Consider the following 25,931-nt stretch of genomic DNA (forward strand, 5'->3'; position numbering starts at 1 on the left):
GTCACCGGCCCGCGCAAGCCGGGCGCGATCGGCTTCGCCTCGCTGCGCGGCGGCACGGTGGTCGGCGACCACAGCGTGATCTTCGCCGGCGACGGCGAACGCATCGTCCTCTCCCACCACGCTGAGGACCGCTCGCTGTTCGCGCGCGGCGCGCTCAAGGCGGCGTTGTGGGCGCACGGCCGCAAACCGGGCCTCTATTCGATGGCCGACGTGCTGGGGTTTGGCGAGGCGTAAACGGGCGCCGGGCGCGGCCGCTCCAGCATCGTCACCGGATCGCCGTGGTAGGTCGTCTCGGCGTAGGGCGCGAAGCCGAGCTTCGCGGCGACGCGCAGCGAGGCGACGTTGTCGACGTTGACGATGCAGGTCATGCGCGGGCCGGGATGGACGCGGTCGGCCCAGGCGATCGCGGCGCGCATCGCCTCCTCGGCCAGGCCCCGGCCCTGCATCGCGGCGACGAGCCCCCAACCCGCTTCCATCGTCCCCTCGTTCGACGGGACGATCGTGCGGCGCAGATCGTGGAAGCCGGCCTCGCCGACGAAGGCGCCGTTTTCGCGATCCTCGAGCGCAAAAAAGCCGAACCCCAGATAGCGCCAAAGGCCGATCTGGCGCAGGAAGCGGATCCAGGCCGCCTCGCGCGACAACGGTTTGCCGCCGATGAAGCGCACAACCTCTGGCGCCGCCCACATCCTGGCGTAGCTGTCGAAATCGTCGGCGCGATAGGGGCGCAGGCGCAGGCGCGGCGTTTCGAGCCTCACGGCGTCAGGCAAAGTCAAAGCGTCGATCCTGTCGTTGCGGCCGATCGAGTCGGCCGACTGGGCGATGATTGCGCGATTGTCGCCGTCGTCGGCTGCTCCGTCTATCGGTTGAGCGGGAACCTCGCTAGTTTGACGGCGAGCAACGAACGGACGCGCCGCCTGTTCGAAGAAGCCCGGGTTCGGCGGCGAGCGGGAGGTTGAGCGGATGAAAGTCGGCGTCGTCGGAGCGGGCGCGGTCGGCAGCAGCGCGGCCTATGCGATGGTTCTGCAGGGGACGGCCGACGAGATCGTCCTGACCGACCTCAACGCGAATCTGGCGGCCGCTCAAGCGCAGGACATTCTGCACGCGACGCCGTTCGCCCATTCCAATTTCGTGCGCGCCGGCGGCTATGACGCGCTGGCCGGGGCCGACGTCGTCATCCTCGCGGCCGGCGTCGCGCAGCGGCCGGGGGAAGCCCGGCTCGGTCTGCTCGAACGCAACGCGGCCGTGTTCGGCAAGATCATCCCCGCCGTCCTCGGCGCCGCTCCAGACGCGGTCTTGTTGGTCGCCTCGAACCCCGTCGACGTCATGACGGACATCGCCGCGCGCATTTCCGGCTTGCCCGACGGGCGGGTGTTCGGCTCCGGAACGATCCTCGACACCGCCCGTTTCCGCTCGCTGCTGGGCGAGCACCTGGGCGTTTCGTCGCGTTCGGTGCACGCCTATGTCGTCGGCGAGCACGGCGATTCGGAAGTGCTGTGGTGGTCGGGCGCGGCCGTCGGCGGCCTTTCGGTGATCGACGTCGCCACGCAGCTCGGCCGGCCCCTGAACGACGTCGAGCGGGCCCGCATCGACGAAGACGTGCGGCGGGCCGCCGACCGCATCATCGCCGGCAAGGGCGCGACCTGGTTCGGCATCGGGGCCGGCCTGTCGCGCATCGTCCAGGCGATCGGCCGCAACGAGAACGCGCTGCTTTCGGTGTCGGCGCGGGCCGAGAACGTCGAAGGCGTCGTCAATGTGACGCTGTCGCTGCCGCGCATCGTCGGCGCCGGCGGCATCCGCGGCGCGCTGCTGCCGCATTTCGACTCGGCCGAGCGCGCGGCGCTGCGCGACAGCGCGCGCATCCTCAAGCAAGCGGCCGAGAGCGTGAAGCTTTAGAGGCGGACGGGGAGCAGCCGGTTGGCGGCCATCGCCGCGGATCGGGAATTGGCGCTCCCATGGGGAATCGAACCCCAGTTTTCGCCGTGAGAGGGCGACGTCCTGGACCGCTAGACGATGGGAGCAAACCGCGGTCGGCGAGGGCGTTCTATATCGACGCGGCGGCGCGAAGGCAAGGCGAAGCGCGGGCCGAGCGGCGGTCGGCTCTTTAGCCGCGCGGCGGCGCGCGGCAGGCGTTGATGAAGATCGCGACCGACTGGTCGACTGCGGCGTCGATCTCTTCCTGCGAGATCTCCACGTCCACCATGAACAGCAGGCGCTTGATGAAGTCGCCAGTGCACATGTCGATGAAAAGGCGCGCCGCGAGCGTCGTGTCTGCGACTGTCAGCGAGCCGGCGGCGACGAAGGCGTCCAGCCGCTGCTTCAGCTTGAGCAGGCCGAAAAGCGGCCCCGCTTCGTAGAAGGCCCGGCCGAGGCGCGGGAACTTCGCCGCGACGGCGACGACGACGCGGGCCTGGGTGAGCGCGTCCGACCCGGTGACGTGCGCCACCAGCGCGCGGCCGTAGATCGCCAGCGCCTTCGCCGGATCGGGCTCGTCGTCGGGGAACATCGTGTTGCGCTCGGGCTGATGGGCGCGCTCCTCGCGGATCAACGCCTCGAACAGCGCCTCCTTCGAATCGAAATAAGCGTAGAGCGTCCCTTTGGACACGCCTGCCGCGCGCGCGATGTCGTTCATGCTGGCGGCGTCGAAGCCCGCCGACATGAAGATCTCGCGGGCGCCCTCCATGATCTGTCGCCGTTTGACGCCGTCGTCGGCCGACGGCTGGCCGATCTCCTCCGCGCTCGTGGCCGCTGTCACCGAAATTGCGTCAGCCATGTCATCCATCAAATGTTGACCGAACGGTTCGGTCAGGGGTTGATTTAGACAAGCGATTGGTCTATGTCAAGCCATCGACCGAACCGTTCGGTCAAAAATGTAGGGCGCAGCCCAATGTCACAGGACCAAGCCCAGACCGCTCCCCTCGCCCGGGCGCCGGCGCACGGGCCCGGCGCGCTCGCGCCGATGCGTGAACCGGGACAGCTCGCAACCCTGAGCCGCGACGCGGCCCAACCGCCGGCTGGCGGCGCTCCTCCCGCCGCTCCCGGCCGCGTTCGCTCGCCGCGGCGCTTCGTCCTGCCGCTCGTCGCCTTGGCCGCGCTCGGCTACGGCGTCTATTGGGGCTACGATTGGTTCGTCGAGGGGCGCTTCCTCGTCTCGACCGACGACGCCTATGTCGGCGCCGACGCGTCCATCATCGCCGCCAAGGTCGCCGGTCATATCGTCGAAGTTCCGGTCGCCGAGAACCAAAAGGTCCACGCCGGCGATCTGCTGGCGCGCATCGACGACGGCGACTACCGCCTCGCGGTCGACGCCGCCAAGGCCAAGATCGCCACCCAGGACGCGACGATCGCCCGCATCGGCCGGCAGGTCGAGGCGCAGAACGCGGCGATCGACCAGGCCGCCGCCCAGATCGCCTCGACCGACGCCCAGGCCGAGGGCGCGGTCGCCGACCAGAAGCGCGCCGCGCTCGAGCTCGACCGCTCGCAGAAGCTCGCCGACGTCGCTTTCGGCTCGCAGCAGCGCCTCGAGCAGGCGACCGACGACCGCGCTCGCGCCGCCGCTGCGCTCGCCGCCGCGCTCGCCGCCAAGGCTGGCGCCGTGGCCGCGCTCGCCGGCGCTAAGGACGCTGCCGAGGTGCTCAAGGCCGAGCAGACCGAAGCCGAGCGCGCGCGCGGCGAACTCGTCACCGCTGAGGCCAAGGCCGAACGCGATCTTTCGTTCACCGAAATTCGCGCGCCGTTCGACGGCGTCGTCGGCAACAAGGCGGCGGTGGTCGGCCAATACGCGATGCCAGGCACGCGGCTGCTGGCGGTCGTGCCGACTCAGTCGGCCTATGTCGACGCCAATTTCAAGGAGACCCAGCTCGACGCGATTCGCCCGGGACAAAAGGTCGACATTGCGGTCGATTCGTTCGATGGGCGAGTCGTGCCCGGAATCGTCGAATCGGTCTCGCCCGCTTCAGGGGCGCAGTTCTCGCTGCTGCCGCCTGACAACGCGACCGGCAATTTCACCAAGGTCGTGCAGCGCGTGACGGTGCGCATCGCGATCGCGGCGGAAGCGCTGGCGCGCGAGCCGCTGCGGTCGGGGCTGTCGGTCGTCGCCACCATCCACACCCGCGACGAAAGCCAGCCGCGCCCGACCCTGCTCGGTCTGTTCGGCCTCGGCGCCAAGGCTGGGGAAGCAGGCGGGGCGAAGTGACCGACGCCGTCGTCCTCGGCGGCCCGCCTGCCGCGGCGCCGACGCCCGTGGCGGAGCCCCATTTCGAGCTGCGCCGTCTGTTCGCCTTCATCTTCATGGTCTTCGGGATGTTCATGGCGATCCTGGACATCCAGATCGTCTCGGCGTCGCTGCAGCAGATCCAGGCCGGCCTGTCGGCGTCGTCTGACGAAGTCACCTGGGTCCAGACCGCCTATCTGATCGCCGAAGTGATCATGATCCCGCTGTCGGGATTTCTGTCGCGCGCCTTCTCCACCCGCTACGTCTTCGTCGCCTCGGCGGCGGGCTTCACGCTGATGAGCTACTTCTGCTCGCGTGCGACGACGATCGACGAAATGATCCTCTGGCGCGCGGCGCAGGGCTTCATCGGCGGCGGCATGATCCCGACCGTCTTCGCCACCGCCTACACGATCTTCCCGCGCAGCAAGCTGCCGATCGTCGCGCCGGTCATCGGCCTGGTGGCGACGCTGGCGCCGACGATCGGCCCGACGGTGGGGGGCCTGCTGACCGACTATTTCTCCTGGCACTGGCTGTTCCTGGTCAACATCCCGCCAGGGATCATGGTCACTGTCGCCGCCTGGCTGCTGATCGACTTCGACCACCCCAATCTCAAGCTGCTGGACAACTTCGACTGGGTTGGGCTCGTTTCGATGGCCGCGTTCCTCGGCGCGCTCGAATACATCCTTGAGGAAGGCCCGTCGAAGGACTGGTTCCAAAGTGGGGCGATCACCTATGCGGCGATCCTTTCGGTCACCGGCGCGGTCGTCTTCTTCTGGCGCGTCACCAGCGCGCGCAGTCCGATCGTCGACCTGACCGCATTCCGCGACCGCAACTTCTGGTCGGGGTGTTCGCTGTCGTTCATCCTCGGCATCGGCCTCTACGGCCTGACCTACATCTATCCCGTCTACCTCGCGGTGGTGCGCGGCTACTCGCCGCTGATGATCGGCAACACGTTGTTCGTCACCGGCGTCTGCCAGTTCATCATGGCGCCGGTGTCGGGCATCCTGATGACCAAGATCGACCCGCGGTGGATGATCGCCGTCGGCTTCGTCGGCCTCGGCGCCGGCACCTGGATGTCGTCCTACGTCACCGTCGACTGGGACTTCTGGGAGTTGTTCGTGCCGCAGATCCTGCGCGGCTTCTCGATGATGCTGTGCATGGTGCCGATCAACAATCTCGCGCTCGGCACCATGTCGCCCGACCGGGTCAAGAACGCCTCCGGCCTGTTCAACCTGACGCGCAACCTCGGCGGCGCGTTCGGCCTGGCGCTGATCAACACTGTGCTCGACAAGCGTATGGACCTCCATCTCGAGCGGCTGCGCGAGTCGGTCGTCTGGGGCCGGACCGCCGCCGACGAGACGGTGGCGGCGCTCACCCAGGCGCTGGCGGCGCGCGGCTCCGACGCGGCTCAAACGGCCATGCACGTGATCGCGATGAAAGTCCGTCAGCAGGCGGAAGTGCTTGCCCTCGGCGACGTCTTCCTGGCCCTGACCGTGATCTACCTCGTGTTCGCCGTGCTGCCGCGGGTGATGCGCCGGCCAGCCTATCTCGGCGGGCCGGCGGGCTTCGGCGACTGAGACCGTCCGCGCGCTCGCCGATTGCGTTAACGATGCGGCCGGCGGCCATTGTTACAAGGCGGAAAGGCGGCGCGGGCGGCCCTGCGGCCGAGCCGCTCCGACCATATTAGCCGCCTAGCGCGGCTTCTCCCCGCCGCGACCTGTGAGAGGATTCCATGTCCGACTATGACCGCTACGCCAACGCCCGCGCCGGCGTCGGCATCGCCCGGTCCGCCGCTTCGATCGACCAGGGTCTGCGCGCCTATATGCTCGGCGTTTACAATTACATGACGCTCGGCGTCGGCCTCACCGGCGTCGTCGCCTATTTCACCTACCTACTGGCCGACGTGCATTTCGCCGGCGCGCGCATCGTCTCCGCCAGCCCGTTCGGCGAGGCGTTGTACTTCTCGCCGCTGCGCTGGGTGGTGATCTTCGCGCCGCTGGCGCTGGTGTTCGCGATCTCGGCCGGCCGCAACGCGATGTCGGTGTCGGCGACGCGACTGGTTTTCATCGGCTTCGCGGCGCTGATGGGCCTGTCGCTGTCGACGGTGTTCCTGATCTACACCCAGGCGTCGATCGCGCAGGTGTTCTTCATCACCGCCGCCTCGTTCGGCGCGCTCAGCCTCTACGGCTACACCACCTCGCGCAGCCTGTCGGCGATGGGCTCGTTCCTGGTGATGGGCCTGATCGGCTTGATCATCGCGAGCGTCGTCAACGTGTTCTTGCAGAGCGGCGCGTTTCAGTTCTGGCTGTCGCTCATCGGCGTCGGCATCTTCGCCGGCCTGACCGCGTGGGACACGCAGGCGATCAAGGACAGCTACGTCTCCGGCGACGCCTACGAAACGTCGGAGAAGAAGGCGATCTTCGGCGCGCTGCGGCTCTATCTCGACTTCATCAACCTGTTCCAGCAGCTGCTGTTCCTGATGGGCAACCGCCGCAGCTGACGGTTCGCCTCCTCCTACCCGTCTCGAGCCCCGGGCCGCGCCGCGGTCCGGGGCTTTCGTTTGCGCGCCTGACGGCGGAGGGGCGCGCGGGCCGAGGTCAATTGATTTGTCGCAACGCGGCCCGGGCCCGGATGCGGCAGAATTCGCTTGTGGGCGGCGGCGAACATATGGCCGCCCTGCTTCGGCGCAGAGACTTCGCCTGGATAAATCGCCGCGTCGGGGTTGGTTAGTGAGGAAGGGACGGCTTTTCGCCGTCCCTTCTTTTTGTTTTGCGGCGCTGTCGGCTGAAGGCGCCGAGGCTGCGCGAACAGCGCCGCTGTTCCTTGACAGTTTCGCCGCCGCCACTATAAGCGGGCCGCTTCACGTAAGCGCGTGGCGGGGTAGCTCAGCTGGTTAGAGCAGCGGAATCATAATCCGGAGGTCGGCGGTTCGAATCCGCCCCCCGCTACCAACGCCCTCGATCGCAAAAGGATCTTTGGCTTCAGGCGCTTGGGCGCCCGCAAGGCGGCGTCCGGCGCGGCGCGGCGCGAGCCTTCGGGCATGACCGCCAACGCCGCCAAGTCGGCGCCAAACGCAAGGGCGCGAGCGCGCGCTCAGACGAAGCAGGACCGCTGCGCTGTCGGCGCCGTTCGCATGACCGACAGACCCCTCACGAATGGTCGCGTTGGAATGTCGGTCCGCCGGTCAAAAGCGGAAGGCCGCAGGCGCTCGCGAGGTCGCTGGACTGCGGCTGCTCGCCGAACGCCGCCGGGTCCGATTCGCACGTCGCGATCGAAGTCCGATTTCGGCCGCCGCGTTTGGCGCGATAGAGTTCGGCGTCGGACAAGGCGACCAGCCGCTCGGCTGAACCGTCAAAGCCCCGGGCGGCCACACATCCGCCAATGCTCAGCGTGAGACTTCGAGACGCCGCCGAAAAAGGGTTCGCGATGCGAAGGGCGTCGATGCGCCCGCGAATGTGTTCGGCGACCCGCAACGCGCCGATCCTGTCGGTATCGGGCAGAATGATCGAAAATTCGTCGCCGCCGTAACGCGCGGCAACGTCGCCGGCGCGCCAAAGCGCGCCGCGGATCGCCTGCGCCACCGTTCTCAAACACGCATCGCCGACCTGATGGCCATGGGCGTCATTGTACGGTTTGAAGTCGTCGACATCGACCATCAGCAACGCCAAAGGAAGCTCGGCGCGCAAGGCCCGACGCGCTTCCAGCGTCAGTCTCTCGTCGAAGCTGCGACGGTTGAGCAATCCGGTAAGGCCGTCGAGCGCGGCCAGGGATTCCAATTCGGTTTGGCGCTGCTTCTCGACGGTGAGGTCGCGAAGCGTCTCCACCGCCGCAATCATCGCGCCCGCTTCGTCGTAGATCGGCGACGCGTCGGCCGCCAAATAAAGCGGTCGACCAAGTCTGGGCATTTCGCACCAATTTTCAGTGGCGGCGCCGGCCCTGCCGTGAACGGCCCTGCCGCCGCGGGCGTAGCGCAAGGCGATGTCTTCGAACTTTTGCCTCAGCACGAGATCGGCGAGACAGGGCCGCCGCTTGTCGTAGAAGGCGCGCCAATGGTCACGCGTGCCGAGCATGTTCTCGGCAGGCGCGCCGGTCAGGCGCTCGCAAGCCTTGTTCCACATCAGGACGCGGCGATCGGCGCCGAGCACGAAGGCGGGAACGCCGAGGTGCTCCATCACGCTGACGGCGAATCCGTGGTCCGACTGGCGCGCTGGCGGCGCGCCGACCCGTCTGCCCAGACGGCTATGAAACGTCTGCATGGCGTTCGCCTTTCAGCGCTGCACAGTCGGTTCCCATCTCAGCACGATCTCCGCCCGACGAAACCGGGTCGACGCGCGGCGGCGAGTCGTCGTTTTATCGGCGCATCGCAGCCGGCAGTTCCGCGTGTTCGATCGTGGCGAGGCCGAACTCTGCGTCCTCGACCTGCTGCTGCTTGGCCTGCAGCCCGGCGAAGACCTTCTTGGCGCCTTCCCAATCGCCCTTCTGATAGAGCGCCCAGCCGCGCACGATGGTCAGCCCCGACGGTTCGGCCAGTCCCTTGCTCTTGCGCTCCTCGAGCATCGCGAGCGCCAGATCGACTTTGCCGGCCTGCATCGTCTTGGCGATCGCGTCGGCGTTCTTGTCCCAACTTCCGCCTCCTCCGCCGCCGGAGCGGGCGGTCGCATTCGACGGCGCGCGCGCCGCCGGCGCGCCGCGCGCGGCGCCCATCGCGGTTTCGAGCGCGGCGACCTTGGGATAGACGTCGCGGTACTTGGCGACCAGATCGGCGTAGTCGCGCATGTTGCGCAGACGCCGCGCGGTGACGATCAGACCGATCGCCGCCGGTTCGTTCTGTTGCCAGTCGACCGACTTGCGGAACCAGTCCGCCGCGCCGGCGACGTCGTTGGCGTTGTACAAATGCCAGGCATAAAGCTGCGCGCCGTCGGACGACTTCGCCAGGTCGATCGCTTGCGACAAGGTCACCAGGTCGTCGGGCGACAGCGGCGTCGCGGCGGGATCGTTGAGCGCCGCCGTCAGCACTTCGATCATCAACTTGCGATTCAGGGGACCCAGTCCCGCGTATTGCACCGCGAGCTTCTGCGCGTCGGCGATTCTGCCCGCGCTGCGAAGGGTCAGCACCAGGCCCTCGGCGGCCTTCGGATCGGGGCCCGGCCGCAGCGCCGTGGCGAACCAGTCCTCGGCCTGGACGAAATCCTTGCGCGAATAGGCGAACCAGCCCAGCAATTGCTGGTCGCCGCGATCGTTGGCGCTGCGCGCGTGCGCGGCGAGCGCGTCGATTTCCGCCTGGCTCGCTTCCGGCCCGGCCTTGCCCGCCGCCGCGTCGCCGAGTTTCTGGCGGATGAGATCGAAGCGGACGGATTCAAATTCGGACGTTCCGTTCGGCAGGCGCCGCCCGAGCCGCAACAGCGTTTCGAAATCCTCGGGCGATTTGAGAATCTGGCTGGCCTTCTGAACCGTCGCCAGCCGCTCCTCGCGCTTGGCGCACGAGGTCAGGATGTAGCGATAGGCCTCGAGGGCGCGCGGCTCGTCGTCGGTGTGCGCCAAGGCCTCGGCGGTGCGCCAGATCGCGTCGACGTCGGCGCAGGTCAGAAGCATCTTGTTGGCGGCGGCGATGTCGATGACGTCGCCCCATTGCTGGGCGTCGGAGGCCTTGACGAGCTTGTCGTTCGCCTCGGCGAACGCCAGTTTGTCGGTCAGGTCCGACGAGGGCTGCCAACCCGGGTTCTTGTCCTGGATCGCCGCGACGCCGGCGCGCACGCCGTCGTAATCATGCTGGGCGAAGAGGTCCCACAACGGCTTCTCGAATTCGCTGTTGCCCGACTGGGCGAAGAGATCCTGCGGCGGCTCCCAACCCGGATGCTTTTCCCGCAGCCGTTTGATTTCCGCCGCGACGCGCGCCAGGTCGCCCTGGCCGGCGAAGTAGCGCAATGCGGTGAGGTCGATGTCGCCTTCGCGGCTCTTGCTTGCGGGGTCGCCGTCGGTCGCGTCGGGCGTCGGCTTGGGCGGCGAAAACTCCCACGGCGCCGCGCTGGCCTGAACGGCGGGGCGCGGCGCGCTCGCCGGCAGGTCGACCGCGCTCGCGGCGTTCGGCGCAACATTGCGTTGCGGCGCGGCGCCGTCGGCCGGGACGTCGGCGAAAATGGGCGCAGGGCGCAAGCTCGGCGCCTCGTCGGAATTGGCGTCCTGCGATCGAATCGCTGCGCCCGCGAGCGCCAATATGGCGGCGAGGACAAGGGGGCGTTTCAAAAGCATTGCGGGAGCCTTTCCTGAATCGCCGCGAGCGACAACATCCGCAGCGTGTCCGGGTAGTAGAGCGGATCGCGGGACTTGATGACCTGCTCGTCGATCGGCGAATCGAGCGAGACGCAGCGCGCCAGCGCGAGCGCCAGACGATAGCCGGCGCCGTCGAGAATCTGTTCCGCCGAACCCGAATTGACGTCGATGACATAAGGACCGGCGCTGCGGGGGCCGCGCCAGAGATTGACGAAGCCGCTCAACGCATGGCGGGCTTGCGGCGCAGAATCCCATGCGAGATAGAGCGGAATGCGGATGGCGTTGTAGCCGAACTGGCTCGGGAACTTCTGCGCCGGAGCGGGCGTCTGGCCGCCGAGCGACAGCCAGTCTGGCGGCAAGCGGAGCGGTCCGAACCGGCCGACGTTCAAAAGCTTCAGCCCGTTGGCGTGAAGCGCCTCCCAATCATAGGCGGGCGCAAGGTCCTTGAGCGTCGAGAAGGCGGGAAAAACCCAATACGACAGGTTGACCACGGGTCCGTCGGGCTGATCGTCACGGCTGAAGCCCTGGGCGGCCGGCAGCAGGATCAGACCGTGATCGCCGTTCTTGATCAAGTTCGCGCCGATCGCGCCGGCGATGACCGCGGCCGTGACGCGATAGTCGGGACGGTTGAACTTTTGCGCGGCTTGGGCGAGCGCCCACGCCACCAGGATGTCGCCGTCGGTCGCGTTGTTCGTATCGGTGATCGCGCCCTTTTGCGGATCCCACCGCCAAGACAACAGGTGGTCCGGCCGGACCATCATGTGGGTCTCGGTCCATCGCCAGATCTTGTCGAAGCGGTCGGAATCGCCGGCGAGCGCCGCGAGAAGAAGGCCGTAGCCTTGCCCCTCGCTGTGCGAGACGTTTCCGTTGGCGTTGTCGACCACCCGACCGTCCTGAGTGACGAAGGTCGAGGCGTAGATTTGCCATTCGGCCTTGAACCACATCCGCGCGACCCGCGCGTTCGCTTCGCGGTCCCCCTGATCGCTCCTCGACGACGCCTCGTCGGCGAGCGGGCGCTGCGGCGTCACCCACGCCTGGGTCTCCGTCCCGGCGTGGATCGGGGAAGCCTGAAGGCAAGCCGCCACGATCAACCCCGTCAACCGACCCTTGACGATCATCGGGCGCCCATTCGTCGGATCAACGCGTGGGTCGACAGACCCAGCATCGACATCAGCAGCAGCAGCACGCCGAGACTGAGAGCGATGTTGTCGGAGAACAGGCCACCGAGGATCGGACGAACGTCGGCGGCGACAAAGTGGTCGGGCAGCACATACGAGACCTGCAGCGGCTGCACGGATCGCAGCTGGTCCGTATCGGGATCGAAGCTGACCGCCTCGCCCGCCAACGCGCTCCATTTGCCGTTGGCGATCATCCGCTCGACCGCGGACTGATACGCCTCGGCGCTGTGCGCGGTGACGACGAGCCATTGTCTCGGGCTGACGACAATCTGCGGGATCCCGACGCCGCCGAAGATCGGGGTCGGCGTCGTCGGATCCACGGCGCCGACCAGCAGGCCGTTCTGAGACAGCGACAATGCGTCCGCGCCCCGGTCGCCGCCGTAGAAGAAGCCGTGCATCCTCAACTGGGCCCTGACTGTCTCGAGCGCGGAGCTCCAATCAAGATTGAACCTGAACGCGTCGGAGGAAGCGGGTTGTTGCGTCGCGTCGGCGACCTTGACCGCCTCGTCGCCCGTCGCCTCCGACGGCGACATCGTGCCGTGCAGCGAAGAGGCGAGAAATTCGGGAAGTTGATCGAGCGGCGCGACCACGACGCCTGGAACGTCGTCGCGTTCTGGCGGCTCGAGATGGACGATGAGCGTCTTTATCGGCCCCAATTGCGGGGCCATGTTCGCCAGGACGGACAGGGCCGCACCGACGGCGCCAGGCTCGGCGTCCGGCAGATAGAGGTTGACCTGCCCATTGCGATCCTTGACGCCGTCCGACAGCGTCGAAGAGAGCTGCGGCAGAGTCCGAAGATGGGCGAACTGCGGAAATTGGAGCTCGGACGTCCCGGCGATCGAAAGCCGGCTCTCGCGAGACGACGAGGCGAGGTCGCACTGTCGATCGGCCGGCGCGGGCAGGATGCCCTCGATGGCGATTTCGTTGTGGCCGGGATGGAAGAATCGCAGCGGGAGTTCAACCATCTTGTGGTTGAATTCCTGGACGGCGCCCGACGCGAGGCGCATTGACGACGCGATCGCGCCGTTCACCCGAAAGACGAGCTGGCTGTCCGGGTCGAGACCGCCCGACCGGACGCCGTCGATCAGCAGCCGTGCGCGATCGTTGTCGGCCGAGAAGAAGTCCGACGGCAGCGTGACGCTGGCGCTCGACAGATAGCGCCGGCCTTCGAAATTGTCGGTCGCCAGGCCGAGCTCGGCGAAAGTCATGCGACCACCCGATTCGATCGCGACGTCGTCGGCGCCCCCGGGCGAAACGCGCGTTTTGGGCGCGGCCTGTTCGAGATTGGAAATCTGCTGGTCGAGATCGGCGTCATCCGCGCCCGACAGAACGACGACCAGCCGATTGGTCGTCGGATCGCGCGCGACCGTGACGGCGTTGTCGCGGTCGAGAACGCGCAGATCCTTGACGAGATCGTCGCCCGCGGCGGCGTCGGCCATGACGAGGTCCAAACCGGCGCCCTGGCCTTCGTCCGGGCCGACGTCGACGACCGGGCGCAACAGACCGGCTCGACGCACGACGGCGTTGACGAAGCGGCCGGCGCGGCCGATCGCGACCGGATCGGCGTCGACCGGCAGGCGCACGTGAATGCGCGTCGCGCCGTCCTCGGCCGCTGGCTCGGCCGCCAGATCGTCGAGCGAATGAATCGCATAGGAGGCGCTGGCGCCGTCGAGCACGAATCCGGTCTTGGTCGGGTCCAACAGCGCCCAGAGTTCGTAGGTCGCCTTGACGGAGCAATCGACCCGGTGCGCGAGGGCGACGCGCATCTGCACGTCGTTGGCGCCCGGCGTCAGAACCCCGGGCGGGATTTTGACCATGACGGTGCTGAGCTTTTCGGCCGACCGAACCGGCACGGTCGACAGAACCCGACCGTTGACGATCAGTTTCAGCGACGACCGTTCCGGCAAGACGACGACCGCGTTCAGCATCGCCAATTGGAAGCTCTGCGTGCGCGCGGCTTCGGCGGGGCTGAGATAGACCGACCAGCGGCCGCTGGCGTTCTCGCCACGGAAGACGAGTTCGCCGGGGCCGGCCGGCAATCGCTTCAGCGCGACGGCGTCCGCGCGCGCGGACGTCTCTTCGCCCGGCTGGGCCATCGCCGCGTCGGGCTCGCGCCACGGCAGGCCGAGCGTGAGCGACGCGGCCAGCGCGCCGATCGCCGCCGATCGCAAGAAAGACGAACCAAGGAGACTCATGGGCATGGCTCTCGCAAAAGGTGGGACGGAAACGCCCTCAAGAGGCGGAACTCTCCGAGGAACGAGCGGCCGGCGAAGCGATGACTTGGCCCCTTCGGAAGAATACGTAGTACAACCCACGGAACGTCTGATTCAACGCTGCTATGGCGAAGTTGAACGAGCCGCGCAGGACGCCAAAATGCAAATATGTCTGGGATCGTCGCGCATATATCGGATCGATAGTTGAAAACATAACCTTGGCGATGATCTTGAAGCGGTCGCCATTGAAACCATAGAACTTGAGGCCGACGCCGCGTCCCTCGTCATTGACGCGCCGCCCGGCGATGACGATCGGCGTTTCGAGAACCGACCCGGCGTCGTCGGCGGAATCGATGCGCAGGACCCCTGTCCCTTTCGGCGGCAGCTTGGTCGCGTCGAGCACGCGCACGCGCAACCCGCCGAACGACATATCCTCGATCGCCACGGGCGACGTCTGCGGGCCGAACGCCAAGCTTGCAACCAGCTTGCTGGCGACCCGCGGCACGCTGCGCCGCTCGCGCCGCTCCGAAACGACGCCCAGCGCGACCCCGGTCAGGCAAAGGTTGAACACGCTCCAGACGCCGACGACGCTGATCAGATCGCGCGCGTCCGGCTCATTGGCGAACTTGACGCCAAGCGCCGCCATGCTGATCGCGACCAGGGCGAAGAGCGCGAAATAGGGCCACGCCAAGCTCGACAGCTGATTTTCTTCGAGGGTCTGACCCTTGGCGGTGACGTTGAATTTCGGCCGGCGAGGATCGAGAAACACGCCCAGCACGGCCGGAAACAGCTTAACCGCCTGGACGTATTCATAGAGGTCCGACGTCCACGGCCACCGCACCCGACCGAAGACATAGCTCTGGATCAACAGCGCGGACAGCATGTACGTCAGGGTATAAGCGACAAATTCCTGTCCGTTTGCAATGTAAATCTTCATGTCGAAGAAGATGTACATGAGCGGAGCGAATATGAACACCATCCTCGACAGCGGGAAAAGCCAGAAGAGACTGCTCGACAGGTAGCACAACCGCTGCGCCATTTTCAGGCCGGGGACGAACAGCGGATTTTTGAGCAGCAGGATCTGGGCCATGCCGCGCGCCCAGCGCGAGCGCTGGCCGATGAAGGACTCGAAGGTCTCCGGCTGCAGTCCGGCGATCAGCGGCTTCTGCACATAGACGCTGTTCCAGCCGTGGGCGTGCAATTCGAGCGCGGTCTCGGCGTCCTCGGTGACGGACGAGCCGTGAAAGCCGCCGACCTCCTCGAGCGCCTGCCGCCGCAGGACGGCGGCCGAGCCGCAGAAGAAGGCGGCGTTCCATTTGTCCAGGCCCTTCTGCACCAGGCCGTAGAACATTTCGTTCTCGGCGGGCATGCCGGCGGCGCCGATATTGCGCTCGATCGGATCCGGGTTGAGGAAGAAATGGGGCGTCTGAACCAGAAACAGCTTTTCGTCCTGCCCGAAAAACCCGACGGTTTCGGTGAGGAAATCCTGGGCGGGCACGTGATCGGCGTCGAAGACCGCCACGAGATCGCCTTGGCTGTGCGCCAGGCCGAAATTGAGATTGCCCGCCTTGGCGTGCTTGTTTTCTTCGCGCGCGAGGTAATGGACCCCGAGCTCCACACACAAAGCCTGAAAGCTCTCGCGCCGATTCTGGGCGCGGCGCGCCGTCGCCGCGTCGTCCGACTGGAGCTTTTCCTCGGTGCCGCCGTCGTCGAGCAGAAAGACGTTGAGCTTGCCTTCTGGGTACCTCATCCGCTTGATCGCCGCCAACGTCGGCGCAACGATTTCGATGGCCTCGTTGTAGGTCGGAACGAAGACGTCGACCGTCGGCGCATCCTCGTCAGTCACGCGCGGCGCCTTCGGCCGCTCGATCGGGTCGGCGACTGTGAACAGGCTCATGAACAGCATCGAGATGCAGTAGACTTCCGCGAGCAGCAGAACCATGCCGGCGGCGAAATCCAGCGGCGAGCTGATCGGGGGGATCGTGCTGGACAGGCGCCAAAACAGGTAGCGCAGGATGACGAACGTCCCCAACCCCAGGAACACGGGGCGGAACGGGCCCCTGATGTTGAAGAGCTTCAACGCCAGCATCGCCGCGAGGGCGCCCGCGGCCAGAGCAAGTTGAGCTTCAATGCCCAACGGAAGGCTTGCGACCCCCAGAGTCGCCGCGGCGCCGAACAGCCACAACAGGAAGGTGAGGACTGCGAACATTGAAACTCCTATCCGTTGCTGAAGCCGCAACTCGCCGCTCCGGAAGAACCTCCCTGTTCTTGCCTCCCCTGCACAATTACTATTTTTCAGTTACGGAACCCGTTATATGATCATTCTAACACAATTATGACGTGGTTCGTGACGGTTACGAGACAAAACAATACACCGACGCAGACTTCAACCATCCGTCCGCGTGACGCTCTGCATAGAATGCTCACAACTTAGGGACTGTTGACTTCGTCGTCCCCTTACATTGCGCGACGATACCACATACACGCCGGAATTGCTCGGCGCGAGGCGATTTACGACACCTCTATGACAACATTGTCATAACAACACTTTCATCATCGTCGACGCCTGTAGACCGATCAGCCGCATCTGACGGTCTGCTGGCATAAACGAAATCATTACAGTACCACGTCTCGAACCTGGCGCATCACACTGCTATTATTGTTGATTATCGTCGATTACGGACGAAGCGTTTCAGGCGCTGGCGCGTCTTCGCTGTCATTGTAAGACAAAGTTTACGCTAGGGTAACTGAAAACGGGAGTCAAGGCGCCCCGTGACCAAAATGTGGGGCGGATAGAACAAAATTGCGCCAGATTGCCCACCTGATAGCCAACGGCCTGCATCTCTCGCCAGCCTTGGATTTTCCAATAGTGTTAGCGAGTTTAGCGGCAGCGTCACACTTGTGCTCGACCTCCGCTGAAGGGCTCTAACCCTGCAAGTCTTCATTCACGGGGCGGCGGACTGACGGCCGGCGACGAGCCTGACCGCGGCTTCAAGTTCGACATCGGGCAGATGTCTCGCCTGCGCGCCGCGTTCGGCCTCCGCATCGCGCAGCCGGCGGCGGCGCCGACCTTGTCGTCGGCGCGCGCGCTCGTCGATTCGAAATCGAGCGGCGCTTGAACGCGCGTCATTCGCAATACGAACTGCCGTTGAAGGTGAAGCAGCGCTTGCCGGCGGCGGGGGCCGGGGCGCGAGCGGCGGCCGTCGTTTGCGGCTTGGGCTGGCGCGCAACGCAGGCGCCGTCGTGCGTAAGGACCTGGTTCGCTCCGCATGTCTTGGGCACGCAGCGCCCGTCGCTTGCGACCTCGCGCGGCGAGCATTGCGGCGCGCAGAAATGGTCGGGCTCGCTCTTCAGCGCCGCGAGCAGGCCGACGTCGGGCTCGGCAGGCAAGGTCGCGAGCTTGGCGAGCTCGGCGAACTTGTCGACGCCGAGCCGCAGATCGACAGCGTCCCAGCCGGTCGCCGCTCCGCTGTAGCAGCCCAGTCGACGAAGCTCGGCGGCGACGAGCGGCGTCAAGGCGGCGAGATCGGTCCGCGTCGGCTTGGCGGCCGGAGCGGCGAGCGCGACCTGAGGTTCTGAGCTCGCCGCAGCCGCCGTCGGCGACGCGGCAACGGGCGTCAGCGGCGCCGAAGCGGCGAGCATCGGCGCCACAGCGACCGGCGCGGCTGCCGTCGGCAGCGCGAAGACCTTCGGCGGTGGCGCGGAAGGGGTCGGCTGCGCCTCGTCCGTCTTGATCTCGACCTCGCGCAGCGGCGGCGCATCCGGGCTCGCCGTCGCCAGCGGGCTTGCCGCAGGCGCAGCGGAGAGCGTCGGTTGCGCTTCGATCGCGCTGACCTTCGTCTCGAGCGCCGGCGGCGCCTTGGCGGTCGCCGTCGCCGCGGGGCTCGGCGAGAGCGACGGCGCGCTCGCCGCGGAAGCCGTCGGTGTCGGCTCCAGCGTCGGCGCTGCCGAAACGACGACGGTCGGCGCGGCGGAGGGCGTCGGCTGCGCTTCGATGGCCTTGGGTTTGGCCTCGAGCGGCGTCGCGTCCGGGCTCGCCGTCGCCAACGGGATTGTCGGCGGCGCAACCGGCGCCGCGGACGGCGCCGCCGAAATCGTCGGCGTCGGCTCCAGCGTCGGCGCTGACGAAACGACGACGGTCGGCGCGGCGGAGGGCGTCGGCTGCGCCTCTTCGATCTTGACTTTGGCCTCGCGGGACAACGGCGCAACCGGGCTCGCCGTCGCCAACGGGATTGTCGGCGGCGCAACCGGCGCCGCGGAGGCGACGACGGTCGGCGCGGCCGAGGGCGTCGGCCGCGCTTGGTCCGTCTTGACTTTGGCCTCGAGCGACGGCGACGCGTCCGGGCTCGCCGCGGGCGCCGTCGGTTCCGTCGCCGCCGTGGGGGTCGAGGTCGGGGCGGCTGCAATCTTCGTCGACATGGGGTTGGCGATCGACGGCGCGCCGTCGGCGCGCTTGGCGATCGAGTCCGTCGCGACCGCCGAAGGCGACGACAATCGCCAGACGAGGACGCCCGCCCCGGCGGCAATCACCGCCAACGCCGCCAGCGCGGCGATCGCCATCGGCGCGAGGCGTCGGCCCGCGGCGACGGGCGAAGCGGCTTCGCGGGCGCTTCGCGTCGAGATTGCGGGCGTTTCGGCGCCGCGCGGCGTCTGCCTCCGCTCCAATTCGAACTGCGCACGCTCCGCCTCGCGCAATCTGCCGATCGCGACGACCAGCGCCTGCACGTCGGCGCGAAAACGCTCGTGGGTCAGCCGGGCCGCGTTGCGTCGCGCGAACCGCTGCAACGCGTCGGGGAGCTTCTCCGGCCGAGGCATCTCCGCGCCGTCGACCAGCACCGGGATGATGTGCTTGCCCAGGCGCTGCGCGGATTCGATCTCGACCCGAACCCAGTCGTTGGGATTGTCGAGCCGGCGGCTGCCGTCGACGTCGACGACATCGGCCCAGCGCCTGCCGATGACAGCGAGAAAGACGTCGCATTGCTCGACGCGGGTCGCCAATTCCTCAGTGAAATCGCGGCCGGGCGCGATATTGTCGACGTCGATGAAAATGCGCTCGCGCGTGAACGTCGCTTCGAGCTGGTCGTAGAGCCGCCCTGCGGCGGCCTGATCCTCGCCGCGTCGGTAATTGATGAAAATGCTCTCGCCCATCGCCGGCGGTCGCGCGGTTGATCGGGAAACTATACTGCCGCAACGGCGCAGAAACACAATAGTCCTCTGCCGCGCTCGCCAGCGAGCGCGGCCGTCGCCCAAAGGCCCGCCGGCTTGGAACGCCGAACGTCGCCGCGAGATTGCGTCCGGCGGCGATTCATCTCACTCTATTGGCGGAAACGGGATTGCCGTTTGCGCAAAGGGGAGCGAGCGACGCCAATGAGCATCCGACGAGCGGCTATCGTGACCGTCGCGGCGTTCGTCGCCGCCGCGGGTTCGACCGTCCCAGCCTCCGTCGCCCGAGCCGGCGGCTATGTCTGCACCATCCCGCGCGCGCTCCTGTGCGACGGCTGCGCCAGCCAGGTCGCGATCACTCTGGTCCGCGGCGGAACCTGCCGCGTCAGCTTCACCCCCGTCGCGCCGGGAACCGCGCCAGCGGCCGGGACGCCATTCAGCTTCTACGTGCAGACGCCAGCCGTCGGCGCCGAGCCGCGCCCCGCGGCAAAGCCGCGCCAACCGGCGGCCGCCGCGACGCGCCAGAAATGCTTCATCTTCAACAACAATCAGTATTGCGAGTGACCGAGAGCGTGGGCGAGGCGGCTGCCGGCGCGCGATGACGCCGGCGCGGAGGCGAAACCGAACTTGTCCAGCTCGACGAACCGGGGCAGGTTTCCCCGTAGCGCGCTACGTGGGGGGGCGGGCGACATGGCGGAAGCCGGGTCGAAGAGGCGGCGCAGGATGCGGGCGAGGCCCCGCGCGTTCGCCGCTTTATCGTCATCGCCTTGGCGGCCGGCGCGACAGCCCCGACCTCGGCCAAAGCCGACAAAGTCCTCACGATCGAATGCGTCGAGACTGATGACCGCCTCGACCCCGACCCCAAGACCGGGATCATCGCCCGGCACGAGATCGAGGCGACCTTGACGGCCGACAATCATGTCGGCGAGCACGACGAGAATCGGGCCGGCGGCCGCCAGCGCGTCTTCTTCAAGCAGCTCGAAAGCCGGGGCGCGCTGGGCGACATTTCCGCCTGGGCGACGTGGCGCGTGCTTCGGCCGCACACCGGCGACCCGGCGCGCATCAGTCCGCCGAAGGTTCTCAGCGCGCAATGTTCGATTCGCTGAACCGCGCTCCGACGCAGCGAGAGCCGGGCCTCGCCGTGGCGACAAGCGCGGCTGGATCGGGTGGCGAACCGCCCTATTTCCGCCCCGCAACCGGCAGTCCGTTCCAGCCCGCGACGAAATCGGAAAGCATCGGCACGTAGGCTTCGCCTTCGCCGGCGGCGACCGCCTGGGCGAAGCTGTTGCGCACCGCCGCGCCGACCGGGTTGGCGACGCCGAGCGCCTGGGCGAAGCTCGCCAGATAGGTGACGTCCTTCAGCGCGTTGGCGAGGGTGAAGCGGTGCGCCTCGCGATCGCGCTCCAGCACGTACTTGAAGAACGTCTGGTAGAACAGGCAGTCCATTCGCCCGCCGCGGATCACCGCGTCGAACACCTTGGCCGACAGACCCGCCTTCGCGCCGATCATCAGCGCTTCGGAATAGAGCGCCGCGTAGCCCATCGCGACGAAGTTGTTGAGCAACTTCATCGCGTGGCCGGTTCCGACCGGGCCGGTCTCGACGATGCGGCCGGCGAACGCCTCGAGCACCGGCCGCGCGCGCGCGACCGCCGCCGCTTCGCCGCCGACCATGACGTCGAGCGTTCCGGCCCATGCGTCAGTGGGGGTGCGGCTGAGCGGCGCGTCGACGAGCGCGATTTGTTTCGTCGCCAGTTCGGCGGCGAGGCGCGTGGTGGAGGCCGGATCGCAGGTCGAGCAGTCGACGATCAGCAGCGGCTTGTCCGCCGCCGCAAGCCCTTTGGCTCCGTGGATCAACGCTTCGACCTGAGGCGAGCCGGTGACGCACAGAACGACCACGTCGCTCTCGGCGGCGAGCGCAAGCGGCGAAGCCGCCTCGTTCGCGCCACGCCGCTTCAAGTCGTCCACGGCCTCGCGGCGGCGGTGGCCGAGCACGGTCAGCGGCCAGCCCTTTTCGACGATGTTCTTGGCCATGCCGTGGCCCATGGCGCCAACGCCAATGAAGCCGATCCGCTCTTTCATCGCCGCCGCTCCTGTGCCGCCCGGCATTGCGCCGCGGGTTCAAGACATCGCCAAAGCGTCGCCAAAGTGACTCGCGCCGCGCCGGCCCGCAAGCCCGGGACAAGCTTGCTGTGATCGCATCCCCGTCAAGCGCGCAAAAAGGACCCTCGGGCGATGGACGACGTTGTCAACGACGGCTTGCGCATCCGGTTGCGCGACGGACGCGATATCGCCGACCTGTTGGCGCTGTTCAACGAGGAGCGGTTCCTGCGCTACGCTTCGGCGCGCGGTCCGTTCGCCTCCGCCGCCGAACTGGAGGCGTGGCTTTCGGCAGTCACCTGCGCCAAGCGCTATGAGACGGTCGCGGTTCTGGCCGGGCGGACGATCGGCTTCGCCGGTCTTTACGTCATGGGCGAGGGCCTCGAACATTCGGGCTGGATCCTGATCGGCGTGCGCGAGGAATTCCAGGCGCGCGGCGTCGGCGCGCGGCTGCTCAAGACGCTCGTCGGCGCGGCGACCGTCGTTTTCCGGCTGCGGCGCGTTCAACTAACCGTGTTCGGCGACAACGACCCGGCGATCAAACTCTACCGTCGTTTCGGTTTCGAGATCGAAGGCCGCCATCAAGACTTTGTCCGCCGGGGCGAAAACTTCGTCGACGGCTATACCATGGCGAGGCTTAACATCGCCGGCGCACGGAGGCCTGACGCAGCGTAACCTGCGGTTTCGACGGCCGATTTCATCGTCGAGCAACTTTTGTCCGTTAGCATCCCCGAGCGCCGCCCTCTCGGGCCGCGGTTAAGAAACCCTAATCAGGTCATTGGTTCGCCGATGAATCCGCCGGGCGAAACGAGCGCCGGCCCTGCCGCTGAAAAGCGACGTGCGCCGCGAATGCGCTGCCTGCGCCCTGCGCGTTGCGTGTTCAACAGAGGCTATTCCGATTTCACCGTCCTGGTCCGCAATATCTCGGCGACCGGAGCGAAGCTGGCCGGCGACGAGCTGTACCGCCTTCCCGACGAATTTGAGCTGCAGATGACCAACACCGCGGGCGCGGTTACGACGCGGCGGGTCCGCCGGGTGTGGAGCCGCCCAGACTCGATCGGCGTCGAATTCCTCGAACCGGAGCGCGCGGCGCCGAAGGGCGCGGTCGAGCCGACAGCCGCGGCGATGCGCTAGGCGAACGCCTTCTCCAGCACCCGGCGCAGCCGCCCAGCGAACGCCGGGGCGTCGCTCAGCGCGTCGCCGTCGGCGAGCCGCGCCTCCTCGTAGATCAGCCAGGCGGCGTCCTCGATCAGCGCTTTGTCCGGCCCGCCGGCGAATTTACGCGCCAGCGCCAGGATGAGCGGGTGGCTGGCGTTGACCTCGAGCACCGCCTTGGCGCGTTCGGCGAGGCGCCCGTGAGCGGCGAGGATCTTCTCGAGCTGACGGTCCGGGGCGAATTCCGGCGCGACCAGGCAGGCGAGGCTGTCGGTCAACCGATCGGAGGCGCGCGCTTCCGCGATCTCGCTTTCGAGCGTCTGCTTGAAGAACGCGATCAGGGTCGCGACTTCGGGCGAGGCGTCGGCAGGCGTCGATACGCCATCCTTGAGCGCGATCGCCTTGATGTCGGCGACCCCCTGGCTGACCGACTTGAACGGCTTGCCTTCGAAGCCGACCGCGCTCGAAATCCAGAAGGCGTCGACCGGATCGGCGAGCAACAGCGCCTCGACGTCGCGGGCGCGGAAGCCCTCGAGCTGCGGGCTTGCGGCGAGCCGCTTGGCGTCCTCGCCGGTCAGGTAATAGATCGCCGTCTGGTTCTCGCGTAAGCCGGCGACGTAGTCGGCGAGCGTGCGATCGCCGGCGGGATGCGTCGTGGTGGTGAAACGCGCGAGCTTGAACAACGCGTCGCGCCGCTCGGGGTCTTCGTACAGGCCCTCTTTGAGCACCGCGCCGAAATGCTCCCAGATCTTGGCGTAGCGCTCCGGCTCGCTTTCGGCGAGCTTGGTCAGCTCCTGGACCATGCGGTTGGTCACGCCCTTGCGGATCGCGGCGAAGACGGCGCTCTGCTGGATCATCTCGCGCGAGACGTTGAGCGGCAGGTCGGCGCTGTCGACCACCAGCCGGACGAAACGCAGCCAGCCCGGCAGCAGGTCGGCGTCCTGGGTGATCAGCACGCGCCGAACATAGAGCTTGTTGCGGCTCTTGCGGGCCGGATCGAACAGGTCGAACGGCCGCGAGCCGGGCACGAACGCCAACGCCGAATATTCGTGCCGCCCCTCGGCGCGCCAGTGAACGGTCAAGGCCGGCTCGTCGAACTGGCCCGACAGGCTGCGATAGAACTCGACGTATTGCTCGGCGGCGATTTCGCTCTTCGACTTGGCCCAGATCGCCGCGCCGTCGGCGACGCGGCGCGGTTCGGCGCCCGGCTTGTCGACGAGGTCGATCGGCACGGCGACGGCGCCCGAATGTTCGCGCACGACGCGCTCGAGTCGGTGGGGCTCGAGGTACCCGCTCGAGTCCGCGTTGAGATGGAGGATCACCCGCGCGCCGCGCGCCGGCGCTTCGATGAGCGGCAGCGGCGCGACGGAGAATACGCCCTTGCCATCCGACGACCAGCGCCAGGCTTCCTCGGTTCCGGCGCGGCGGGTCTCGACGACGACCTCGTCGGCGACCATGAACGACGAATAGAAGCCGATGCCGAATTGGCCGATCAGATTGGCCGCCTCCTTGCCGGCGTCTTCGGCGGCGAGCCGGTCGAGGAACGCGCGCGTGCCGGAGCGGGCGATGGTGCCGAGCGCGTCGATGAGCTCGGCGCGGGTCATGCCGACGCCGTTGTCGCCGAAGGCGATCGTCTTTCGTTCGGGATCGAGCGCAATCTCGATGCGGAACGGCTCGCCCGATTCGATCAGCTCCGGCTTGGCGATCGCCTCGTAGCGCAGCTTCTCGCAGGCGTCGGCGGCGTTGGAGACGAGCTCGCGCACGAAGATGTCGCGGTCCGAATAGACAGAATGGACCATCAGTTGCAGGAGGCGGGCGACATCGGCCTCGAAACTCTGGGTCTTGGTCTCCTCGCCGGCGGAAACATGCGCGTCGTTCGTCAATTTCGCCTCGTTGACAATGAAATCGGCCAGGGCGAACGCGGCCGCTCGCCCGCAGCGCTCATATCGCGAAGATTTTCTGCGATTTCAAGGCGCCAGGGCGTCGTCGCGCCGGGCAAAAAAAGAGGCGGATCGGCGAGGAGGGGGCCTGCCGATCCGCCAGCCTGCGTGGCAATTTCAGTGCCCGGACGCCGCTCGGGGGCTGGGGGGCAATATACACCGAGCGCGGCGCCGAACCGAACCATCGCGGCTCAGTGTTGTTTTGACGGACCGATGCGGCGTCTGATTGACCACAAGCGGGCAAAAGCAAGGCATTTGTCACGCCATCGTGAGCCCCGCCTCTCTCAATGGGCGGGCGGGAGCTGCGCGTCGGCGGCCGGCTTCTTCGCCTTGACGGCGACCGTCTGCTTCTGCGGCTTGGCGGCGACGGGTTTGTGCGATCGCGCGGCGAGCGGCGCCAGTTTCACCGGTTTGAGCGCGCCCTTCAGCGCCGCCGGCGCGCCCTGCGTTTCGGCGCCTTCGGCCAACGGCGACTTATCGGTAACGTAAGCGCGCGCCGCATCGGGGCTTCCCGCGCCGGCGTCGTTGCCGCTCGGCTTCGCGGCGAGCACCGGCCCAGTCCAGCCAGGCTTGGGGCCGATGAAGATCGGCTCGGGATCGAAATGGACCGGTTTGATCGCGTCTTCGAGCGTCATCTGCGCCGGCGCCTGCATGAAGGCGGAGTAGGGCGCGCCCCGCCCGACGACGGCGGTCGCCGGCCCGGCGTTTTCTTCCTCGGCGGCGAGCACCGCGGCGCGATTGCGTCGCGAGCAGATCTCGCCGCGCATGTCCGGCGCGCTGCGCACGGCCGAATCCGGCAGACTCTCCGGCGGCCCTTCGCCGCCGCCCAATTTGGCGAAGCCGGCGTCGAACAGGCGCCCCGCCTCCATCGTGCGCTCGAGCGGCGAAGGCGCGCCGAGCACGACGACGATCAGCCGGCGCCCGCCGTGGGTCGCGGTCGCGACGACGTTGAAGCCGGCCGGGCAGGTGAAGCCGGTCTTCATTCCGTCGGCGCCGGGATAGCGTCCGAGCAGGCCGTTGTGATTGGCGATGATCTCATCGCCGAGTTGCAGCGCGCCGATGCCATAGAGGTCGCGCTGGTCGGGAAAGTCGCGCAGCAGCGCGCGGGCGACGATCGCCATGTCGCGAGCGGAAGAGACGTGGGCGGGATCGTGCAGGCCGTTGGGGTTGACGAAATGCGATTCGCGCATGTCGAGCTTGAGCGCGGTCGCGTTCATCTCGGCGGCGAAGGCTTCGACCGAACCGTCGACGCTCTCGGCGATCATCACCGCGACGTCGTTGGGCGACTTCACCATCAACATCTTGAGGGCATTGTCGAGCGTCACCTCGACGCCGGGAGCGAAGCCCATTTTCGACGCCGGCATGCTGGCTGCGCGCGCCGACATCGTCAGCGGCGTATCGAGCGTGAGGCGGCCGTCGCGCACCGCCTGCAGCGCGACATAGGTGGTCATCAGCTTGGTCAGCGAGGCGGGATACCAGGGCTCGGTCGCGCTGGTCTCGCTCAGCGTCTGACCGCTGTCGACGTCGACGACCAGCGACGGACCCGCAGCCGCGGCGCCCGCGACGAGCGCCAATGCGCCCGCGAACGCGGCGACGCGAATCGGGGTCGTCAAGCTCGCTGACAACGTCATTGTCGATTTCCCTCGCACGCGGCTCACGAGCGGCCGCCGCTGCGCCGATCGCCTTGGTACCGGCTATCGCCCCC

Annotated in this window: 20 protein-coding genes and 2 tRNA genes; 9 read left to right on the forward strand and 13 right to left on the reverse strand. The window is 67.4% G+C overall.

Annotation, left to right across the window (positions count from 1 at the left end):
• Nucleotides 1–234, forward strand: a 234-nt coding sequence (locus ABSF49_RS01540; RefSeq protein WP_424110869.1) for a dihydrodipicolinate reductase C-terminal domain-containing protein, incomplete at its 5' end; no start/stop codon positions are given.
• Here ABSF49_RS01540 and ABSF49_RS01545 read toward each other — a convergent pair.
• Nucleotides 195–767 carry a GNAT family N-acetyltransferase gene (locus ABSF49_RS01545; protein ID WP_424110919.1) on the reverse strand — a complete coding sequence of 191 codons (573 nt, stop codon included), beginning with the start codon at nt 765–767 and terminating at the stop codon, nt 195–197. The two genes, ABSF49_RS01540 and ABSF49_RS01545, sit on opposite strands and share 40 nt — an antisense overlap.
• Before the next feature lie 193 nt (nt 768–960).
• Here ABSF49_RS01545 and ABSF49_RS01550 point away from each other — a divergent pair, with 193 nt between their 5' ends.
• Nucleotides 961–1,893: an L-lactate dehydrogenase gene (locus ABSF49_RS01550; protein WP_424110870.1), complete on the forward strand. Its 933-nt coding sequence runs from the start codon at nt 961–963 to the stop codon at nt 1,891–1,893.
• A 49-nt stretch (nt 1,894–1,942) separates the two neighbouring features.
• Here the strand turns inward: ABSF49_RS01550 and ABSF49_RS01555 are convergent.
• Together ABSF49_RS01555 and ABSF49_RS01560 are read right to left on the reverse strand one after the other, a co-directional pair.
• Nucleotides 1,943–2,018, reverse strand: a tRNA-Glu gene (locus tag ABSF49_RS01555).
• Nucleotides 2,019–2,101: 83 nt separating this feature from the next.
• Nucleotides 2,102–2,770, reverse strand: a complete 669-nt coding sequence (locus ABSF49_RS01560; RefSeq protein ID WP_424110871.1) for a TetR/AcrR family transcriptional regulator — start codon at nt 2,768–2,770, stop codon at nt 2,102–2,104.
• A gap of 114 nt (nt 2,771–2,884) precedes the next feature.
• Here ABSF49_RS01560 and ABSF49_RS01565 point away from each other — a divergent pair, with 114 nt between their 5' ends.
• From ABSF49_RS01565 to ABSF49_RS01580, 4 genes are all read left to right on the forward strand, one after another.
• Nucleotides 2,885–4,192: an HlyD family secretion protein gene (locus ABSF49_RS01565; protein ID WP_424110872.1), complete on the forward strand. Its 1,308-nt coding sequence runs from the start codon at nt 2,885–2,887 to the stop codon at nt 4,190–4,192.
• Nucleotides 4,189–5,787, forward strand: coding sequence for a DHA2 family efflux MFS transporter permease subunit (locus tag ABSF49_RS01570; protein ID WP_424110873.1), 1,599 nt, complete (start codon nt 4,189–4,191; stop codon nt 5,785–5,787). The genes ABSF49_RS01565 and ABSF49_RS01570 overlap by 4 nt, the downstream gene beginning before the upstream one ends.
• A 155-nt stretch (nt 5,788–5,942) precedes the next feature.
• Nucleotides 5,943–6,710 carry a Bax inhibitor-1/YccA family protein gene (locus ABSF49_RS01575; RefSeq protein WP_424110874.1) on the forward strand — a complete coding sequence of 256 codons (768 nt, stop codon included), beginning with the start codon at nt 5,943–5,945 and terminating at the stop codon, nt 6,708–6,710.
• Between the two features lie 374 nt (nt 6,711–7,084).
• Nucleotides 7,085–7,161, forward strand: a tRNA-Met gene (locus ABSF49_RS01580).
• Between the two features lie 198 nt (nt 7,162–7,359).
• Here ABSF49_RS01580 and ABSF49_RS01585 read toward each other — a convergent pair.
• The 6 genes from ABSF49_RS01585 to ABSF49_RS01610 form a co-directional block, all read right to left on the reverse strand.
• Nucleotides 7,360–8,466, reverse strand: coding sequence for a sensor domain-containing diguanylate cyclase (locus tag ABSF49_RS01585; RefSeq protein ID WP_424110875.1), 1,107 nt, complete (start codon nt 8,464–8,466; stop codon nt 7,360–7,362).
• A 94-nt stretch (nt 8,467–8,560) separates the two neighbouring features.
• On the reverse strand, nt 8,561–10,459 hold the full coding sequence (locus ABSF49_RS01590; RefSeq protein WP_424110876.1) for a hypothetical protein: 1,899 nt from the start codon (nt 10,457–10,459) through the stop codon (nt 8,561–8,563).
• The gene (locus ABSF49_RS01595; protein ID WP_424110877.1) at nt 10,450–11,598 is read right to left on the reverse strand and encodes a family 8 glycosyl hydrolase; all 1,149 of its coding nucleotides are present in this window, start codon (nt 11,596–11,598) and stop codon (nt 10,450–10,452) included. Before ABSF49_RS01595 ends, ABSF49_RS01590 begins: the two co-directional genes overlap by 10 nt.
• On the reverse strand, nt 11,595–13,853 hold the full coding sequence (locus tag ABSF49_RS01600) for a cellulose biosynthesis cyclic di-GMP-binding regulatory protein BcsB (protein WP_424110878.1): 2,259 nt from the start codon (nt 13,851–13,853) through the stop codon (nt 11,595–11,597). Before ABSF49_RS01600 ends, ABSF49_RS01595 begins: the two co-directional genes overlap by 4 nt.
• Nucleotides 13,854–13,890: 37 nt before the next feature.
• Nucleotides 13,891–16,080 carry a UDP-forming cellulose synthase catalytic subunit gene (gene bcsA, locus ABSF49_RS01605; protein ID WP_424110879.1) on the reverse strand — a complete coding sequence of 730 codons (2,190 nt, stop codon included), beginning with the start codon at nt 16,078–16,080 and terminating at the stop codon, nt 13,891–13,893.
• A gap of 917 nt (nt 16,081–16,997) precedes the next feature.
• The gene (locus tag ABSF49_RS01610; protein ID WP_424110880.1) at nt 16,998–19,019 is read right to left on the reverse strand and encodes a toll/interleukin-1 receptor domain-containing protein; all 2,022 of its coding nucleotides are present in this window, start codon (nt 19,017–19,019) and stop codon (nt 16,998–17,000) included.
• Between the two features lie 243 nt (nt 19,020–19,262).
• On the opposite strand from ABSF49_RS01610, the gene ABSF49_RS01615 reads away from it, so the two are divergent.
• Nucleotides 19,263–19,598 (forward strand): hypothetical protein, encoded by a 336-nt coding sequence (locus tag ABSF49_RS01615; RefSeq protein WP_424110881.1) that lies wholly within the window; start codon nt 19,263–19,265, stop codon nt 19,596–19,598.
• Here ABSF49_RS01615 and ABSF49_RS01620 read toward each other — a convergent pair.
• Together ABSF49_RS01620 and ABSF49_RS01625 are read right to left on the reverse strand one after the other, a co-directional pair.
• Entirely contained in the window at nt 19,583–20,125 is a 543-nt protein-coding gene (locus tag ABSF49_RS01620; RefSeq protein WP_424110882.1) for a hypothetical protein, read from the reverse strand. The two genes, ABSF49_RS01615 and ABSF49_RS01620, sit on opposite strands and share 16 nt — an antisense overlap.
• Before the next feature lie 88 nt (nt 20,126–20,213).
• Nucleotides 20,214–21,113 carry an NAD(P)-dependent oxidoreductase gene (locus ABSF49_RS01625; protein WP_424110883.1) on the reverse strand — a complete coding sequence of 300 codons (900 nt, stop codon included), beginning with the start codon at nt 21,111–21,113 and terminating at the stop codon, nt 20,214–20,216.
• 153 nt (nt 21,114–21,266) lie between these two features.
• Here ABSF49_RS01625 and ABSF49_RS01630 point away from each other — a divergent pair, with 153 nt between their 5' ends.
• Both ABSF49_RS01630 and ABSF49_RS01635 read left to right on the forward strand, forming a co-directional pair.
• Nucleotides 21,267–21,806 (forward strand): GNAT family N-acetyltransferase, encoded by a 540-nt coding sequence (locus ABSF49_RS01630; protein WP_424110884.1) that lies wholly within the window; start codon nt 21,267–21,269, stop codon nt 21,804–21,806.
• 114 nt (nt 21,807–21,920) lie between these two features.
• Complete coding sequence (locus ABSF49_RS01635; RefSeq protein ID WP_424110885.1) at nt 21,921–22,265, forward strand: PilZ domain-containing protein; 345 nt, start codon at nt 21,921–21,923, stop codon at nt 22,263–22,265.
• Here the strand turns inward: ABSF49_RS01635 and htpG are convergent.
• The gene (gene htpG, locus ABSF49_RS01640; RefSeq protein ID WP_424110886.1) at nt 22,262–24,169 is read right to left on the reverse strand and encodes a molecular chaperone HtpG; all 1,908 of its coding nucleotides are present in this window, start codon (nt 24,167–24,169) and stop codon (nt 22,262–22,264) included. The genes ABSF49_RS01635 and htpG overlap by 4 nt on opposite strands.
• A 341-nt stretch (nt 24,170–24,510) precedes the next feature.
• The gene (locus ABSF49_RS01645; protein ID WP_424110887.1) at nt 24,511–25,857 is read right to left on the reverse strand and encodes a D-alanyl-D-alanine carboxypeptidase family protein; all 1,347 of its coding nucleotides are present in this window, start codon (nt 25,855–25,857) and stop codon (nt 24,511–24,513) included.
• Nucleotides 25,858–25,931: the final 74 nt, after the last annotated feature.

Origin of the sequence: Roseiarcus sp., assembly GCF_049514155.1 — a bacterium.
GTDB lineage: Bacteria > Pseudomonadota > Alphaproteobacteria > Rhizobiales > Beijerinckiaceae > Roseiarcus.